Origin of the sequence: Pseudomonas fragi (genome assembly GCF_002269505.1) — a bacterium.
GTDB lineage: Bacteria > Pseudomonadota > Gammaproteobacteria > Pseudomonadales > Pseudomonadaceae > Aquipseudomonas > Aquipseudomonas fragi_D.
Genome location: NZ_NQKQ01000005.1, coordinates 167,286 through 184,104, shown reverse-complemented (window position 1 = coordinate 184,104; position 16,819 = coordinate 167,286). Strand labels below are relative to the sequence as shown.

At 59.8% G+C, this 16,819-nt stretch carries 13 protein-coding genes; 6 read left to right on the top strand and 7 right to left on the bottom strand.

Annotated features, from left to right (window positions below):
- Positions 1–80: 80 nt before the first annotated feature.
- Positions 81–2,423, bottom strand: a complete 2,343-nt coding sequence (locus tag CJU81_RS07015; protein WP_095036036.1) for a putative bifunctional diguanylate cyclase/phosphodiesterase — start codon at positions 2,421–2,423, stop codon at positions 81–83.
- 313 nt (positions 2,424–2,736) lie between these two features.
- On the opposite strand from CJU81_RS07015, the gene lon reads away from it, so the two are divergent.
- The 6 genes from lon to cmoB all read left to right on the top strand — a co-directional run bounded on the left by lon (position 2,737) and on the right by cmoB (position 8,757).
- The gene (gene lon / locus CJU81_RS07010) at positions 2,737–5,166 is read left to right on the top strand and encodes an endopeptidase La (RefSeq protein WP_095036035.1); all 2,430 of its coding nucleotides are present in this window, start codon (positions 2,737–2,739) and stop codon (positions 5,164–5,166) included.
- A 210-nt stretch (positions 5,167–5,376) separates the two neighbouring features.
- Complete coding sequence (locus CJU81_RS07005; protein ID WP_095036034.1) at positions 5,377–5,871, top strand: hypothetical protein; 495 nt, start codon at positions 5,377–5,379, stop codon at positions 5,869–5,871.
- Positions 5,872–5,946: 75 nt separating this feature from the next.
- Positions 5,947–6,339 (top strand): protease inhibitor I42 family protein, encoded by a 393-nt coding sequence (locus CJU81_RS07000; protein ID WP_095036033.1) that lies wholly within the window; start codon positions 5,947–5,949, stop codon positions 6,337–6,339.
- 1 nt (position 6,340) lies between these two features.
- Positions 6,341–6,976 carry a lysoplasmalogenase gene (locus CJU81_RS06995; protein ID WP_095036032.1) on the top strand — a complete coding sequence of 212 codons (636 nt, stop codon included), beginning with the start codon at positions 6,341–6,343 and terminating at the stop codon, positions 6,974–6,976.
- 84 nt (positions 6,977–7,060) lie between these two features.
- A complete protein-coding gene (gene cmoA, locus CJU81_RS06990; RefSeq protein ID WP_095036031.1) occupies positions 7,061–7,804 on the top strand; it encodes a carboxy-S-adenosyl-L-methionine synthase CmoA in 744 nt (247 codons plus the stop codon).
- Positions 7,801–8,757, top strand: coding sequence for a tRNA 5-methoxyuridine(34)/uridine 5-oxyacetic acid(34) synthase CmoB (gene cmoB, locus CJU81_RS06985; protein ID WP_095036030.1), 957 nt, complete (start codon positions 7,801–7,803; stop codon positions 8,755–8,757). The genes cmoA and cmoB overlap by 4 nt, the downstream gene beginning before the upstream one ends.
- Positions 8,758–8,855: 98 nt before the next feature.
- On the opposite strand, the gene tadA is transcribed toward cmoB, so the two are convergent.
- The 6 genes from tadA to treC all read right to left on the bottom strand — a co-directional run bounded on the left by tadA (position 8,856) and on the right by treC (position 16,815).
- Entirely contained in the window at positions 8,856–9,344 is a 489-nt protein-coding gene (gene tadA, locus CJU81_RS06980) for a tRNA adenosine(34) deaminase TadA (protein WP_095036029.1), read from the bottom strand.
- A complete protein-coding gene (locus CJU81_RS06975) occupies positions 9,344–10,720 on the bottom strand; it encodes a multicopper oxidase family protein (RefSeq protein WP_095036028.1) in 1,377 nt (458 codons plus the stop codon). The genes tadA and CJU81_RS06975 overlap by 1 nt, the downstream gene beginning before the upstream one ends.
- Positions 10,721–10,971: 251 nt before the next feature.
- Complete coding sequence (locus tag CJU81_RS06970; RefSeq protein ID WP_095036027.1) at positions 10,972–11,247, bottom strand: PTS transporter subunit EIIB; 276 nt, start codon at positions 11,245–11,247, stop codon at positions 10,972–10,974.
- Between the two features lie 2 nt (positions 11,248–11,249).
- Positions 11,250–13,775, bottom strand: coding sequence for a phosphoenolpyruvate--protein phosphotransferase (ptsP, locus tag CJU81_RS06965; protein ID WP_095036026.1), 2,526 nt, complete (start codon positions 13,773–13,775; stop codon positions 11,250–11,252).
- A 59-nt stretch (positions 13,776–13,834) separates the two neighbouring features.
- Complete coding sequence (locus CJU81_RS06960) at positions 13,835–15,058, bottom strand: maltoporin (protein ID WP_095036025.1); 1,224 nt, start codon at positions 15,056–15,058, stop codon at positions 13,835–13,837.
- 113 nt (positions 15,059–15,171) lie between these two features.
- Positions 15,172–16,815 carry an alpha,alpha-phosphotrehalase gene (gene treC, locus CJU81_RS06955; RefSeq protein WP_095036024.1) on the bottom strand — a complete coding sequence of 548 codons (1,644 nt, stop codon included), beginning with the start codon at positions 16,813–16,815 and terminating at the stop codon, positions 15,172–15,174.
- Positions 16,816–16,819 lie beyond the last annotated feature (4 nt).

Below are 16,819 nucleotides of genomic sequence, written 5' to 3'. Positions count from 1 at the left end.
TGAGGTTCAACCCTATGAGCAAGTGGTTAAGCTGCCATTGAAAACGGCGGCTATCTGTGGATAGCCACCGTTTATGTGCCTCAGACAACAGCCCGAAACTTCGACGTCCAGGCCTCGAACGCCACGGCATCCATGGGCCGACTGATCAGATAGCCCTGGGCCGTATCACAGTGCCAACGCTCCAGCAGTTCGAGGGTATGTTGATACTCCACGCCTTCAGCCACCACCTTGAGCCCCAGGTTGTGGCTCATTTCGATGGTTGAGCGCACGATCACCGCGTCTTCGCTGGTCTCGTCGAGGTTGCGGATAAACGACTGATCGATTTTCAGCTCCTGCACCGGCAAGCGCTTAAGGTGCGCCAGCGACGAATAACCGGTGCCGAAGTCATCCACCGACAAGCTGATGCCGCCATCACGCAGCTTTTCGAGCACGCTGAGCGAATGTTCGGGGTCGCGCATGGCCGTGCTTTCGGTGATTTCGAATATCAGTTGCTCGGCCGACAACTGATAACGTTTGAGTAGGCGTTCGACTGTCATCAACAGCGTTTCACCGTGCAAATCCTCCGCCGAAATATTCAGCGAAAGCTGCAGATACAGGCCCTTGCGGTTCCACTCGGCCAACTGGCGAATACCTTCCTCGATGACCCAGCCCGTCAGCAGGAACATGCTGCCAGTGCGCTCAGCCAGCGGGATAAATTCCGCCGGTGAGACCATGCCCAGTTCCGGGTGTTGCCAGCGCAACAGCGCTTCAGCCTGGCGCACATGGCCACTGCGGATATCCATTTTGGGCTGGTAATACAATTGCAACTGGCCTTCGCTGGCGGCACTGCGCAAGTCCCTGATCAGCTGAATTTGCCGTTGATGGGCCAGGTCTCGATCCTGCTGGTACACCTGTAAATAACCTGGCAAAGCGGCGGCATCGCGGCGTGCAATCGCTGCGCGGTTGATCAGCTCTTCGGCGCTCTGCCCATTGAGCGGGTAGATCGCAATGCCCATGCAGACCTCCAGCGCCACCTCATGCCCATCGATGCTCAGCGGACGCTTGAGCAATGCATACAACCTATCCGCCATCGCCACACCCACATCGATCTGGGTGCTTTCAAGCAGTAACAAGAACTCGTTGCCAGTGATGCGTGCCGCCGTATCCCGTTCACGCAAGGCGTCGAGCATCACGCGGGCGGATTCGCGCATGATCAGCTCCACACCCTCGGGGCCGAAGCCTTCATTGATCACACGATAGTTTTCGATCCCCAGGTAAATCAACACCACACTGCGCCTTGCGCTGATCGCGCTGCCCAGGCGCTCCATGGCCAGGGCACGGTTGGGCAAGCCGGTAAGCGGGTCGTGCAAGGCGTTATGCGCCAGTTGCTGCTCGCGCACGGCAATCCCGCTTTGCATGGCGTTGATCGCCCGGGCGAGAAATCCCAGTTCGTCCCTGCGTGTTAGCTCCACCCTCGTTTCATAGTTGCCCCGGCCAATGCGCTGCGCTGCCTCCGCCAACAGGCTGACCGGGCGCGAAACTGCCCGCGCCAGCCACAATGCACCGAGTAATGACGCCAGCAATGCCCCCACGGAGATCCATAGAAACTTGCGGTCCAGTGAGTTGAATGCCTGCATCGTCTGATCCAGCGGGCTTTGCAACACCGCCATTACCTGCCCGTTGTCCGGGTCGCCGGAGTTGGCCAGTTGCAGCATCTGGCCCAGAAAGCGCTGGCCGTGGAATTCGCTGAAGTGGATCGCCGCGCCCGGTGTGTGCTCCTGCACGAATTCGACGATGCTGGCGCTCATAAAGTCCGGCTGGGTGCTGCTCAGTATGCCGCTTTCGCCTGGCTTGACCGTCATGAACGACACTTCAAGGTTGCTCAGCGAGCTCAATTCATGGGCAAACACGTCGTCCATCGGCATCCCCGAGACCACGCGCACTACTGGCAAAGGCCCCAGCACCACCCCTTGCACCAGCATGTAGGGGCGCCCCGCAAGGATGCCGATGACCATGGTTTGCGTGTTGCGACGGGCCAGCCGCAGTGCCTTGGCATAAGGGAACTCCTGCCCGGGGGGCAGGCCCTTGAGGGTGCTGGTAATGATATTGCCGTCCAGGTCCAGCACAAACAGCTCACTGCCATGCAGGCTCGACTCGAACTCCCGCAGGGCGTGCTCTATAAGCGAAGGGCTGCCATTGATCGTCGCCTCACGAAAATCCGAGTCATTGGTCAGCCAGTTGAGGCCGTACTGGATACGGCGCCAGCGCAACTCCATAAAGCGCTCAAATACCCGGGTGCCGGTTTTGAGCTGCTCTTGCGCCTGGTCGCTGGCCACGGTAATGGTTACGGCTTTAACGGCGAAGTACACCGCACCTATTACCAGCAGCAGGAGCAAGGCAAGAAACAGGCTGATACGCGCCTGAAAACTGTTACGCAGCTTCATGCTGCATCCTCAATCCGTTGAGTGAATGCCAACTTCCACATAAGCGTTCCCTCTGCATCCTGACGAAAGTCAAATAAATGACTTTCTGATCCGTCTTTTTATTTTTCGCTGTTCCGCGTCCGCACAACAGAAGATCACCTAATAAATGTTGGGCGTCTACAGTCAAGTTATTGGCGATCAAGGTTTGCAATTCGCCTCTAAATAATCCGCACAACGCCCCTCCCAGGGCAATTCAGGATGAAAGTCTCTTCACCATTGAAACCACTGGCACCACGCCCCATCTAATCCTCATACCCAATTGCGCAGGTGCCCCATGAGCGACCAGCAAGAGTTTCCGGACAATACAACCGAGTACACCGATGTAGAACATACCGAATCCGTACATCAACCCCATTCTGGAGGGACTGAATTGGCGTTGCCTGAGCAGAACTTGCCGGACAAGGTTTACATCATCCCGATACACAATCGGCCGTTCTTCCCGGCGCAAGTACTGCCGGTCATCGTCAATGAAGAGCCTTGGGCCGAGACCCTGGAACTGGTCAGCAAATCCCCTCATCATTCCCTGGCGCTGTTTTTTGTCGACACGCCACCTGATGACCCTCGTCATTTCGATACCAAAAGCCTTCCTGAATACGGCACGCTGGTAAAAGTGCATCACGCCAGCCGCGAAAACGGCAAACTGCAGTTCGTGGCCCAGGGCCTGAGCCGCGTGCGTATCAGCATGTGGCTCAAGCATCACCGCCCGCCGTATCTGGTTGAGGTCGAATACCCGCAGCAGCCCAAAGAGCCCACCGATGAGGTGAAGGCCTACGGCATGGCCCTGATCAATGCGATCAAGGAGTTGCTGCCACTCAACCCGCTGTACAGCGAAGAGCTGAAAAACTACCTCAATCGTTTTAGCCCAAATGATCCATCGCCGCTGACCGATTTCGCGGCAGCCCTGACATCGGCCACAGGCAACGAGCTGCAGCAGGTGCTCGATTGCGTGCCGATGCTCAAGCGCATGGAAAAAGTCCTGCCCATGCTGCGCAAGGAGGTTGAGGTCGCGCGGCTGCAAAAAGAAATTTCAGCCGAAGTTAACCTCAAGATCGGCGAACATCAGCGCGAGTTCTTCCTCAAAGAGCAGCTCAAGGTAATCCAGCAGGAACTTGGACTGACCAAGGATGACCGCAGCGCCGATATCGAACAGTTCAAGCAGCGCCTTGAAGGCAAAACGCTGCCGGCCCAGGCGCAAAAGCGCATCGATGACGAGCTCAACAAACTGTCGATCCTGGAAACCGGATCTCCGGAATACGCCGTCACCCGCAATTACCTGGACTGGGCCTCGGCGCTGCCATGGGGCGTGCTGGGGCAGGACAAACTTGACCTCAAGCACGCGCGCAAGGTGCTCGACGCTCACCATGCGGGGCTCGATGACATTAAAGAGCGCATCCTCGAATTCCTCGCCGTGGGGGCCTACAAAGGCTCGGTCAGCGGTTCAATTGTGCTGCTGGTCGGCCCGCCGGGTGTGGGTAAAACCAGTATCGGCAAGTCGATTGCCGAGTCCCTGGGCCGTCCGTTCTACCGTTTCAGCGTCGGCGGCATGCGCGACGAGGCCGAGATCAAGGGCCATCGCCGCACCTACATTGGCGCCCAGCCGGGCAAGCTGGTGCAGGCACTTAAAGATGTTGAAGTGATGAACCCGGTGATCATGCTCGACGAGATCGACAAGATGGGCCAGAGCTTCCAGGGCGACCCCGCCTCGGCCTTGCTTGAAACCCTCGACCCTGAGCAGAACGTCGACTTCCTCGACCATTACCTGGACCTGCGCCTGGACCTGTCCAAAGTGCTGTTTGTATGTACTGCCAACACCCTGGACTCGATCCCTGGCCCGTTGCTTGACCGTATGGAAGTGATTCGACTCTCGGGTTACATCACTGAAGAGAAAGTCGCGATCGCCAAGCGTCACCTGTGGCCCAAGCAGCTGGAAAAAGCCGGCGTGGCCAAAGACAAACTGAGCATCAGCGACAGCGCCCTGCGCGCCGTGATTGACGGTTATGCCCGCGAAGCCGGGGTACGCCAGCTGGAAAAACAACTGGGCAAACTGGTACGCAAGGCCGTGGTAAAGTTGCTTGCCGACCCCAAAGCCGTGATCAAGATCGGCCCCAAAGACCTTGAAGCCTCACTGGGCATGCCGGTGTTCCGTAACGAGCAGGTAATCAGCGGTACCGGGGTCATTACCGGCCTGGCCTGGACCAGCATGGGGGGAGCAACGTTGCCGATCGAGGCAACCCGCATTCACACCCTCAATCGCGGCTTCAAGCTGACCGGGCAACTGGGCGAAGTCATGAAAGAGTCGGCTGAAATTGCCTACAGCTATATCAGCTCCAACCTTAAGCAGTTTGGCGGCGATCCCAAGTTCTTCGATGAAGCCTTTGTCCACCTGCATGTACCTGAAGGCGCCACGCCCAAAGACGGCCCAAGCGCGGGCGTAACCATGGCCAGTGCCCTGCTGTCCCTGGCACGCAATCAGCCGCCGAAAAAAGGCATCGCCATGACCGGCGAATTGACCCTGACCGGGCATGTGTTGCCGATTGGCGGCGTGCGCGAAAAAGTAATTGCCGCACGCAGACAGAAAATCAACGAACTGATTCTGCCCGAACCGAACCGCGGCCATTTCGAAGAACTGCCCGAATATCTGAAAGAAGGCATCACCGTACACTTCGCCAAGCGCTTTACCGATGTGGCCAAGGTGCTGTTTTAAAACTGTTTGTAGGCCCCGACTTGCCTGCGATCGCATCACTGCAGGCAAACAGGCAAGTCGGGCTGCCTGTATCAACACCCAAACATTGGATCCAAAAAACCGCGTAAGTCGCGAACTAGACAGGTCTACTGTCATTTATGACAGTAGACGATTGTTCATTTCCCATCCTTAATAGAGCCAATTCCCACAAAAATAATGCAGGAAAAGAATATGGCACTTCATCATCCTGTATATGAGAACCCGGATGTCCTGAGGCTCAAGGAGTCAGGACAAAAAATCTTCAATCCCAGAACCCGGGGCGAACTCAAGGCAGATCTGCTGGACCGACCCGCGTTTACCGCGCAGGAAATGACCTTTGCCAGCAGCCAAAAGAAAATCGTCATTACCGGCGAGTTCGATGACTTTGGCTCAACCGCTTATCGTGCGGTGGCCTTCACGCTGGATATCAATATCCAGTCGGGCATCTACCTGTACAAAAAAGACGAGCACGGCCCCATCCTATCCATGTCCTACATCGAGTGCGTTGAAATCGACGGGCGCCAGGTTTATCACTTGAACCAGGCCGATGTCGGCAGCCTGCACCTGAGCGTGGTCGAGAGCTGCTACAGCGCCCGGCTATTCACCATGGAAGGGCTGGACCACAACGGCAACAGCATGGAGATGTGCGGCGACTTCAGCATCAGCCCGCCCCATGCGTCTTTCTAGCCGGCCGAGGACAAATGGCACAGCGCCCGTCATGGGTTATGCTGCGCCATTGTGTTTGCCCGACCGGAGCCTTCAATGCCCCCAGTACGCCTTATTCCCCTGCTCGGCCTCAGCCTGCTGACGGCCTGTGCCCAACAGCCTGCACACAACGTTACCCTCGAAGATCAAAGTGACTGCCCCCAGCAACTGCATGTGGGCCAGCAGCTGATCGTCTCCCTGCCCAGCAACCCCACCACCGGCTACCGCTGGGCCATTCAGGACTCTGCAGGCGGCGTGCTGCGCAGCCTGGGCCCGGAGGTCTACACCAGCAGCGACAATGGCCAGTTACTGGGCAGCGGCGGTCAATCGACCTGGCGCTTTCAGGTATTTGCCCCTGGCAGCGGGCGTCTGCGCCTGACCTCTCAACAACCGTGGGAACCCGAAGCCGAGCCGGCACAGGTGTTCGACTGCCCGATTACGGTCAACTGATATGGCGTGGCTGATCCTTGCAATCATGGGTGCTGCCACCTACCTCTATGGCGTCAGCACGCACGCCATGTTGCTGTGCCTGCTGACCAAGCCCATTCCGGTACTGGCGTTACTCGGCTGGCTGCACAGCGGGCCTGCAAGCACCTATCGGCGCTGGATCAGCATCGGCCTGGGGTTTTCCCTGCTGGGTGACATTCTGCTGGCCTGGCCACAGGACCTGTTTGTATTTGGCCTCGGGGCGTTTTTGGTCGCCCACCTGGCCTATCTCAAGGCCTATCTGGTGGACTGTCGCCGCGCAGCCGTGCCGGCATTGATCCTGGCGCTGCTTGCCGGTGGCAGTTTGTTGAGTGTCATGGCCAGTCAGGGCCTGGGCGATTTGCTGGTGCCAGTGAGTGTCTATGCCCTGGCCATCAGCGCCATGCTCTGGCGTGCCCTGGCCCGCCTGGGCAGCAGCGTACCGAAACGCTCGGCCGGGCTGGCCGCCGCCGGGGCGCTGGCGTTTGTGATATCGGATAGCCTGATTGGCATCGACCGCTTCGTATTGCCGTTCACCGCAGCGCCCTACCTGATCATCCTCAGTTACTGGCTGGGCCAATGGGGCATCGCCGCTTCGACATTCAGCCAGGACAGACGCTGAACGGTTTATCAGACAGACCGCGCATCCCGGCGCCAACTTGGCTAAAATGCCGCCCCTTTTGAAAATTCCACCGCCGGAACCGCCGTGAGCAAAGAACCCGACCGTATTTTCGCCCAGCCCCTGACCCAGGTGCCGGACTTCGCCTTCAACGAAGACGTTGTGCGGGTGTTCCCGGACATGATCAAACGCTCGGTGCCCGGCTACCCGACCATTGTCGAGAACCTCGGCGTGCTCGCCGCCCAGTTCGCCCAGCCCGATAGCGTGCTGTACGACCTGGGCTGTTCGCTGGGCGCGGTCACCCAGGCGCTGCGCCGCCATGTGCGCACTGAAGGCTGCAAGGTGATTGCGGTGGACAACTCGGCGGCGATGGTCGAGCGCTGCCGCGAGTACCTCAATGGGCAGAACTCGATGTTTCAGGAGCTGCTGCCGGTTGAAGTGATCGAAGGCGACATCCTGGCCCTGGCGTTCGAGCCTGCATCGGTGGTGGCGCTGAATTTCACCCTGCAATTTATCGCCCCGCAAGAGCGCCTGGCGCTGCTGGGCCGTATCCGCCAGTCGCTGCTGCCGGGTGGCGCCCTGATCCTCTCGGAAAAGCTGCGTTTCAGTGATCCCGAAGAGCACGGGCTGCTGACCGACCTGCATGTGGCGTTCAAACGCGCCAACGGCTACAGCGATCTGGAGATCGCGCAAAAGCGCAGCGCCATCGAAAACGTCATGAAGCCCGACAGCCTCGAAGAACACCGCGAACGCCTGTTGGCGGCCGGGTTCTCGAAAGTCGTGCCGTGGTTCCAGTGTCTTAACTTTGCCTCGTTGATTGCCTTGCCATGATTGATCTGTCCCCTCTTGCCCGGCGTCTGGCCGGCACTCCATTGGCTGAATGGGCCAACACCCTGCAAGCCCAGCTCGACGTCAAAATGGAGAAAGGCCACGGCGACCTGGAGCGCTGGCAAAGCGCGCTGGATGCCTTGCCCGACGTCAAGCCGAGCGAAATCGACCTGTTGAACGGTCTGACCCTAGACACCGACTGCGACGACGCCACCCGTGCACAGATGCGCGAAGCCCTGATGGGCCTGTCACCGTGGCGCAAAGGCCCGTTCGACCTGTTTGGCGTACACGTCGATACCGAATGGCACTCGGACTGGAAATGGTCTCGGGTTGCGCCGCATATCGACCTCAAGGGCAAGCGCATCCTTGATGTGGGCTGCGGCAACGGCTACTACATGTGGCGCATGCTCGGTGCAGGCGCCCATAGCGTAATCGGTGTGGACCCCAACTGGCTGTTCTTCTGCCAGTTCCAGGCCGTGCAACGCTTTTTGCAGCAGGAAGCGGCCTGGCACCTGCCGTTCCCGTTCGAAGACCTGCCGCCGAACCTGGAAGGTTTCGACACTGTATTTTCCATGGGAGTGTTCTACCACCGCCGTTCGCCCATCGAGCATTTGCTGGCATTGAAAGACTGTCTGGTCAAAGGTGGCGAACTGGTGCTGGAGACCCTGGTGATCGAAGGTGACGTGAACCAGGTGCTGGTGCCTGAGGACCGTTATGCGCAGATGCGCAACGTGTGGTTTCTGCCCTCGATCCCGGCGCTGGAGCGCTGGTTGCGCCGTGCCGGTTTCAGCGATGTGCGATGCGTGGACGTGAGCGTCACCACGGTTGAAGAACAGCGCGCCACCGAATGGATGAAATACCAGTCGCTGAGCGATTACCTGGACCCGAACGACCACAGCAAAACCATTGAAGGCCTGCCGGCGCCGATGCGGGCGGTGATCATCGCGAAGAAATAACCACGACCTGTGGGAGCGGGCTTGCTCGCGATAGCATCACCTCGGTGTATCAGACATATCGAGGCGTCTGTATCGCGAGCAAGCCCGCTCCCACAGGTTCAGCGAGCCCTGCGGGCCTTGAAGAACTCGCTGAGGATAGCCCCACATTCTTCAGCCAGTACCCCGCCTTCAAACAGCACCCGATGATTCAGAAAGCCCTGGGTAAAAAACTGCCCCTGGCTCTGCACAATCCCGGCCTTGGGCTCCAGCGCGCCATAAACCACCCGCGCCACTCGCGAATGCACGATCAGCCCCGCACACATGCTGCACGGCTCCAGCGTCACGTACAGCGTGCTGCCCGGTAACCGGTAGTTGTTGACTGCTGTGGCAGCGGCGCGAATGGCCATCATCTCGGCATGGGCGCTGGGGTCGCTGCCGCTGATCGGGCAGTTGAAGCCACGACCAATGATTTCACCGTCCTGCACCAGTACCGCACCCACCGGCACTTCGCCCAGTGCTGCGCCTTGGGCGGCCAGGGCCAGCGCTTCACGCATAAAGTCTTGATCGCGGCTACGGTCGATAATCAGGGGTTGACGCCCTTGTCGCATCAGGAAACCTCAATGGCGGCCATAAGGCCGGTTTCCATGTGATCAATCACATGGCAGTGGAACATCCACACACCGGGATTATCCGCCACCAGCGCCACGCGGGCACGTTCGTTTTTGCCCAGCAGGTAGGTGTCAGTGAAATACGGGATGATCTTTTTGCGATTGGACGCCAACACCTTGAAACTCATGCCGTGCAAGTGGATCGGGTGCTGGTACTGGGTCATGTTCTTCAATTCGAAAATATAGCTCTGACCCAGCTTGAGCTTGGCGATAGGACGATCGGCACAGGTCTTGTCCTTGATATCCCAGGCCACGCCGTTGATCTGCCACAGGCTCGGCGGCTGATCGGGGCCCAGGTCCTCGGACATCGAGCCGACCCACTCAAAGTTGAAGTTGATCTTCTCGGCTTTGGCCACGTCGGGTTCGGCAATCGGGTTGGCGGGCAACGCCGGGGGCCATTCGCCCGGTGCATCGGTGCTGGCGACCGAACGCAAGGTGCCCAGGCGCACCGGGCCGTCACGCAACGACAACTCCTCGCCCGCCGCCGGGGCCTTGATCCCCAGACAAATACGCATGCCCGGGCCCAGCCAGTAATCCTTGCCCAATGGCCTTGGTTCAACGGGATTACCGTCCAGCGCGTAGATCATCGCTTCCACACCAGGGATATTCAAACGATAGGTCAGGGTGTTGTCGAGGTTGAGAATGCGTACGCGAGTGATCTGCCCGGCAGGCAGGTCGATGGTCGGCACATGGCTGCCATTGATGGTCGACAGGCGCCCCGCCGTACCACCCCGAGCGGCTTCGCGGGTGATGCTGAATGGCAGGAAGCCGCCCTCTTCATCGACGTGCCAGTTCTTGATGCTCAAAGTGCGCTCATGCTTGAAGCCGGTGGGCTCGCGCTCTTCGACAATCAGTGGCCCCACCAGGCCACGGCCCAGCTCTTCGCTGCTGTTGACGTGGGGGTGATACCAGTAGCTGCCCGCATCGGGCACCCGGAACTTGTAATCGAAGTACTCACCGGGCAGAACCGGCAATTGCGAGACGTAAGGCACGCCGTCCATTTCCAGGGGCAGGCGGATACCGTGCCAGTGAATGGTGGTCGCGACCGGCAGGTGATTGATAAACCGCACCCGCAGCCATTCGCCCTGACGTACCCGCAGCTCGGTGCCTGGAGCCGATGGACCGAAAGCCCATGCCTGGGTGATATGACCTGGCACCAGCTCGACGTCCAGTGGTGCGCTGATCAGTTCGTAATCGTGACCGGCGTTCTCGGCGGCCACCTTGCCCAGCCAGTAACGCGAAGCGCCTCCTGCGCCAACACCCACCACTACCAGGCCGGCCAGACCACCGAGTATTTGTCGACGGGTAAAGGACATGGATTCAACTACCTCTCGTATCCGGCGCGGGCGTTGGGCCCGCAAAAGGCGAATACGATACACCTGCAGTTGCGAAACAGTAAGGGCAACAGGGTGCGGCCCTTTGTAGCCGCTGACGAGGTACGAGGCTGCGATCGGGGGTGAAGCGCCCGTAAACCTTTAGCATTCAATGCATCTGATGCACCGAACCCGCTGATTTACGACTGCTGCGCAGCCGATCGCAGCCTCGTACCTCGTCAGCGACTACAGGTTTACACCCCCACCACCAGATGCACCACCCCGTCCGGCAGGCTCAAGATTCCAGGCACCCCTGCCACACGCAGGGCTTGCGGATCGAGGCGGGTAATATCGGCCAGCTCCACACGAATCCGGGTCAAGGCCACCCGCTGTTCGGACTTGACGTTACTGGCGCCGCCAAGCGCCGTGATTACAGTTTCGTCCAGAATCGATGCCGACTGGCCTGTTTCATCAGCCACCAGATCCGGGGTCAGGGCCTTCCAGAATGCTTTGAGCGCTTTATCGAACATGTTCAATACTCCAACTCGGTCATGGGTTGCACCATTGGCTGCAATGCAGCCCGTACCTGCCCTGCACTCTCCAGGCCCAGCACGCGCTGCGCCAGGGCCTTGCATGCGGCAAAATCCAGCTCCCGGACCCGCGCCTTGATACTCGGGATCAAGGGCACGCTCACCGATAACTCATCAACACCCAAACCCAGCAAAACTGGCACTGCCAGCGGCTCGGAGGCCAGCGCGCCGCACACCCCGACCCATTTGCCATGGGCATGGGCGGCCTTGACCGTGATGTCGATCAGGCGCAATACCGCCGGATGAAAGCTGTCGGCCTGGCTGGCCAGGCGCGGATGGTCACGGTCCATCGCCAGGGTGTACTGGGTCAGGTCGTTGGTGCCAATCGAGAAGAAGTCCACCTCGGGGGCGAAAAGGTCCGCCATCAACGCCGCAGCCGGGACTTCAATCATGATCCCCAGCTTGGGCAGAGTCGTGATCCCCAGCGCCAGCGCCTGCTCCTCAAGCAACTGGCGGGCCATACGCAACTCGGACAGCTGCGTGACCATCGGCAGCATGATATGCAGACGGGTCAGGTCGGCGCTGGCCAGAATCGCGCTGAACTGTTCGCGCAACAGTTGCGGGCGCTCCAGGCACAGGCGAATGCCGCGCATCCCCAAAAATGGATTGGCCTCGTGTGCCATCGATACATAGGCCAGTGGTTTGTCGCCACCCACATCCAGCGTGCGCACCACCAGGTTGTATTCAGTACCTACGGCACGGGCGATGGCGCTGTAGGTGGCAACCTGCTCGGCATGGCTGGGGGCGCTGCTGCGTTCCAGATAGAGGAACTCGGAGCGCAGCAAGCCAACGCCTTCTGCCCCCAGGGTCAGCGCTTGCTCTGCCTCGGCCAGGGACGCGATATTGGCGCTGACTTCGACACGTACCCCGTCACGGGTACAGGCTGGCAGTGCCGCCTGTTGCAAGTCCTGCTGCTGGCGCTGGTGCTGGCGGGCGCGCTGGAGGGTCAACTGCTGCACCTGCTGCGGATCCGGCTCCAGGTGCAACCGCCCCTGATCCGCATCAAGCAACACCGCCGTACCATTGGCCAGCGCCAGCACCTGCGGCGACATCCCGCAAAGCGCCGGCAAGCCCAGCGCCCGGGCCAGAATAGCCACATGACTGGTGGCACCGCCACCGACCGTGGCAAAGCCTGCGACCTTGCGGGTATCCAGGGTTGCGGTCTGTGACGGGGTCAGCTGTTCGGCAATCAGGATGGTCTGCTCCGGCAACTCCAGCGCACTGTCCTGAACCCCGAGTATCAGTTTGAGCACGCGCTGGCCGACATCTTCCAGATCCAGCGCCCGCTCGGCCAGCAAGCGGTTGCCCAGGCCTTTGAACAGGGTCGCGGTTTCGTACGTGGCACTCTGCCATGCGAATGCTGCGCTCTTGCCCTGCTTGATCAAGCCTAAAGCCTGCTCCAGCAAACCCGGATCTTCGAGCAGTTCCTGGTGGGCTTTGAAAATCTCGGCCTGAGCCTTGCCCGGCGCGTTGTCGCACAGCGCTTGCAACTGCGCTGCAGCATCTGCCAGGGCCAGTTGCAACTGCTCGCGTTCGTGGGGCTGGTCGGTTGCCAGTTCGCTGATCTGTAACGCACTTGCAGTCAGTTGCACCACATGACCGAAGGTCGAGCCGGGTGACGCACAGACCCCGCGCAACTCGTCACTGGCCACAGGTTCTGGCGCGGCCAGCGGCGGTGCTTCTGGCGCCACAGCCGCGACCGATTCACCGCAACCGCCAGCCAGCAGTTCACACAGCACCTTGAGCGCTTGCTCGGCATCAGAGCCACAGGCACTGAGATGTACGCTGTCGTCGTAAGCCGTCTGCAGGGCCATGATCGCTACCAGCGACTTGGCATTGGCGCTCTCGCCCTGCTTGTGTAGCTGGATGCTTGCCGCAAAGCCTTTCGCCGCCTGGGCCAACACCGCTGCTGGACGGGCGTGCAAGCCGTTGGGATTGGGCAGACGCTGCGGCTGCGAGTGCTGTGAGCTGCCGGTTTGCGTTTCGGTCTGCGCCCGGGCCTGCTGCCGTTGCAGGCGCAGCAGCGGCTGGCCAGTTTCGACCTGAACACTGCCGGGCGGCGGAGCCTCAAAGGGTTCGCCGCTGACCACCAGCATCAGCGTCAACAAGCTGCGTGCGTGCAGGGCAATGTAGTCAGCATCGAACTCGATAAGCGCCTGCCCCGCGCTCACCTGCTGACCCTCCTCGACCAGCGCGGTGAAGCCCTTGCCCCCCAGGTTGACGGTATCCAGACCAATATGCAGCAACACCTGCACGCCATCGGCATGGGTGATGCTGATAGCGTGACCGCTGTGCTGCAAGTTGCTGATCACCCCGGCCAGCGGTGCACAGAGCACCTGCGATGTCGGATCGATACACAGGCCGTCGCCAATCAGACGACTGGCAAACACCGGGTCGGGCACGTTATCCAGCACCATCAACACACCGGACAACGGTGCCAGCAATTCCACTTGTTGGGATGTGACCATGACTTCACCTGCAGTTGATTCGGTTAAATGCCGATGGAGCGCGAGCCCCGACAGCTCGCTTACTTCCACCAGTACTCGACTTGCAAACCTGCGTTGGAACCGTGCCGGGCCGAGCCGAATGCACCGCTGTCGGACAGCGCCGAGCCTGCGTCGAACTCATTGGCCGCACGCTGTGCCGCGGCGTTCCAGCTGGCATAGGTGTAATACAGGCGTAATTCCGGGCGCGTCCAGAAACCCGGGCCCTTGGGTGACCAGGTGGGCGCAAAGGTGAACTTGCTCAGCTTGCGCGTACCGTCCGCCGCTTTTACCTGATCATGCCCCAGCTCGGTGACCAGCTTGAACTGCTCGCTGATCGCATAGGTCGGGCGCACGCCCAAAGACAGCCACTCCTGATTGCCACCGTCGGGGCGAAAATCCTTTTGGTACACCGCCTCGACCTGCCCGCCAAAACGGGGCGTCACTTGCCAGTCGAAGAATTCGACAATCCGGTAGCGCTTGCTGCTGTTATCCAGACGGAAGTCGCCGGTATAGCCCAGGCCGGTGCCCGAGCCTTCACCGTACTGCACGGCAAACTTGTTTTTGCCGCCCAGAAACTCGCTTTGCACATGTTGCGCGGTGATGGCCCAGCCGCTGTGGGCATCGGTGCGCTCGGGTTTGTCCAGATAACTGAGGCCCAACTCCAGCTCCCCGCCGGGGTTGGTATTGAAACCGGCCACGTTGAAGTCGTGGCGGGTGACGTAGTTTTCCTGGTAGAGATTGTCTTTGCGCGACAGCGCGTAGCTGTATTTCAGACCGCCGATCAACACGTCCTCGATACCGGCACCGGTGGCGCTCTGGTTCCAGTAGTAGAAGTCGGAAATATGGATATCATTACGTTTGTAGTAGCGACGCCCGGCCCACAGCGAGCCGCCGTTGAGGCCCGGCAGATTGGACCATTGCGCATACAACTGCGGCAGGCGCGCCGAACCGTTGTCACCCTGAAAGGTCAGCTGGCGATCGTACTGGTTGTACAGCGAGGCCATGCCATCGACGCTCAATACCGAGCCATCGTCAAAGCTGTACACGTCCTCGCGCAGCTCCAGCTCGGCGTATTGTTCGCATTCGTTGCCCAGCCGGTACTTGGCCTCGGCGCCGGGCAGTTTGAAGCAGGATTGCTTGCCGCCATTGAGCGAGTTGCCCACGCCACTGCGCAAATACCCGGCGAACTCCAGGGCGTTGGCCGACAACGGAGCCAACAGGCACAGGCTGGCGATACAGATGCTGTAGTTGAGTGATGATTTCATGGCACGACCTTTTTTATTGTTATGGGTAAAACCGGTAGTCAATTTTGTGGGAGCGAGCCTGCTCGCGAAGACCAGGTAGCCTTTTTCGCGAGCAGGCTCGCTCCCACAGAGGGTTACTTCAGATGCAGGACGAAGGACTCGTAGGGGCGCAAATGCACGGCGCTTGTTCTCACGGGGCAGTCGTCGTAATTGCTGATCAGCAGCCGCTGGCTCATGCCCGCGTCAATCACCCCTTGCGGCAATTCGATGTCGCACGGCGTGCCGTAGAAGTTGTTGATCACCAGCAAACTCTCGCCATCGCCCTCACGCACATAGGCCCACACCTGCTTATGCTCGGGCAACAACAGACGGTATTCACCGTGCTGCAGCAACGGCTCCTCGCGACGCAAGGCAATCAAGTGACGGTAATGATGCAGCACCGAAGCCGGGTCATTGCGCTGGTCTTCAACGTTGATAAACGCAGCGTTGGCAGGGATGCCAATCCACGGCTCGGCGCTGCTGAAACCGGCGTTGAGCTGATGGTCCCATTGCATCGGCGTGCGGCTGTTGTCCCGCGACTTTTGCTTGATCGCGGCCATGCACTCGTCGTGGGGCACCCCGGCTTCACGCTTGAGGCGATAGATATTCAGGGTTTCGACATCACGGTACTGCTCGATACGCTCGAACCCCGGGTTGGTCATGCCGATTTCTTCACCCTGATACACATAGGGTGTGCCTTGCAGGAAGTGCAGCGCGGTGGCGAGCATCTTGGCCGAGACCACAGGGTATTCACCGTCATCGCCAAAGCGTGAAAGCACACGGGGCTGGTCGTGGTTGCACCAGAACAGCGCGTTCCAGCCGCCACCGGCCTGCATGCCAACCTGCCACGCCGAGAGGATGCCCTTGAGCTGCAGGAAATCGAAATCAGCCCGCACCCACTTCTGCATGTTCGGGTAATCGACCTTCAGGTGATGGAAGTTGAAGGTCATCGACAACTCCTGGCTGTCGGGGCACGAATAACGGATGCAGTGCTCCAGGCTGGTGGACGACATTTCGCCGACGCTGACCAGATCGTGGCCGGCAAACACTTCGCGGTGCATCTCCTGCAAGTACTCATGCACGTTGGGGCCGTCGGTATAGAAGCGGCGCCCGTCGCTGTCATCCTGGGGGAAGTGCGCCGGTTTGGAGATCAGATTGATCACGTCCAGGCGGAAACCGCCCACCCCCTTGTCCCGCCAGAAGCGCATCAGTTTGTAGACCTCTGCGCGCACCTTCGGGTTGTCCCAATTGAGGTCGGCCTGGGTGTGGTCAAACAGGTGCAGATAGTACTGCCCGGTTTGCGCCTCGTATTCCCAGGCCGAGCCGCCGAACTTGGATTCCCAATTGTTCGGCTGGTCGCGCCAGATGTAGAAGTCACGGTAAGGGTTGTCGAGGCTGCTGCGCGCCTGCTGGAACCATTCGTGCTCGATGGAGGTGTGATTGACCACGATATCGAGCATCAGCTTGAGGCCACGGGCGCCGGCTTCACGGATCAGCAACTCGCAATCGGCCATGCTGCCGTAGCTCGGGTCGATGGCGTAGTAGTCGCTGATGTCATAACCGTTGTCGCGCTGGGGCGAGCGCAAGAAGGGTGTCAGCCATAGGTAATCGACGCCCAGCCACTGCAGGTAATCGAGCTTGTCGACCACCCCCAGCAAGTCACCGGTGGCGTTGCCGGCGTGGCTGTAAAAGCTTTTGGGGTAGATCTGATAGATCACCGAGCGCTGCCAGTCTTGCATGGGG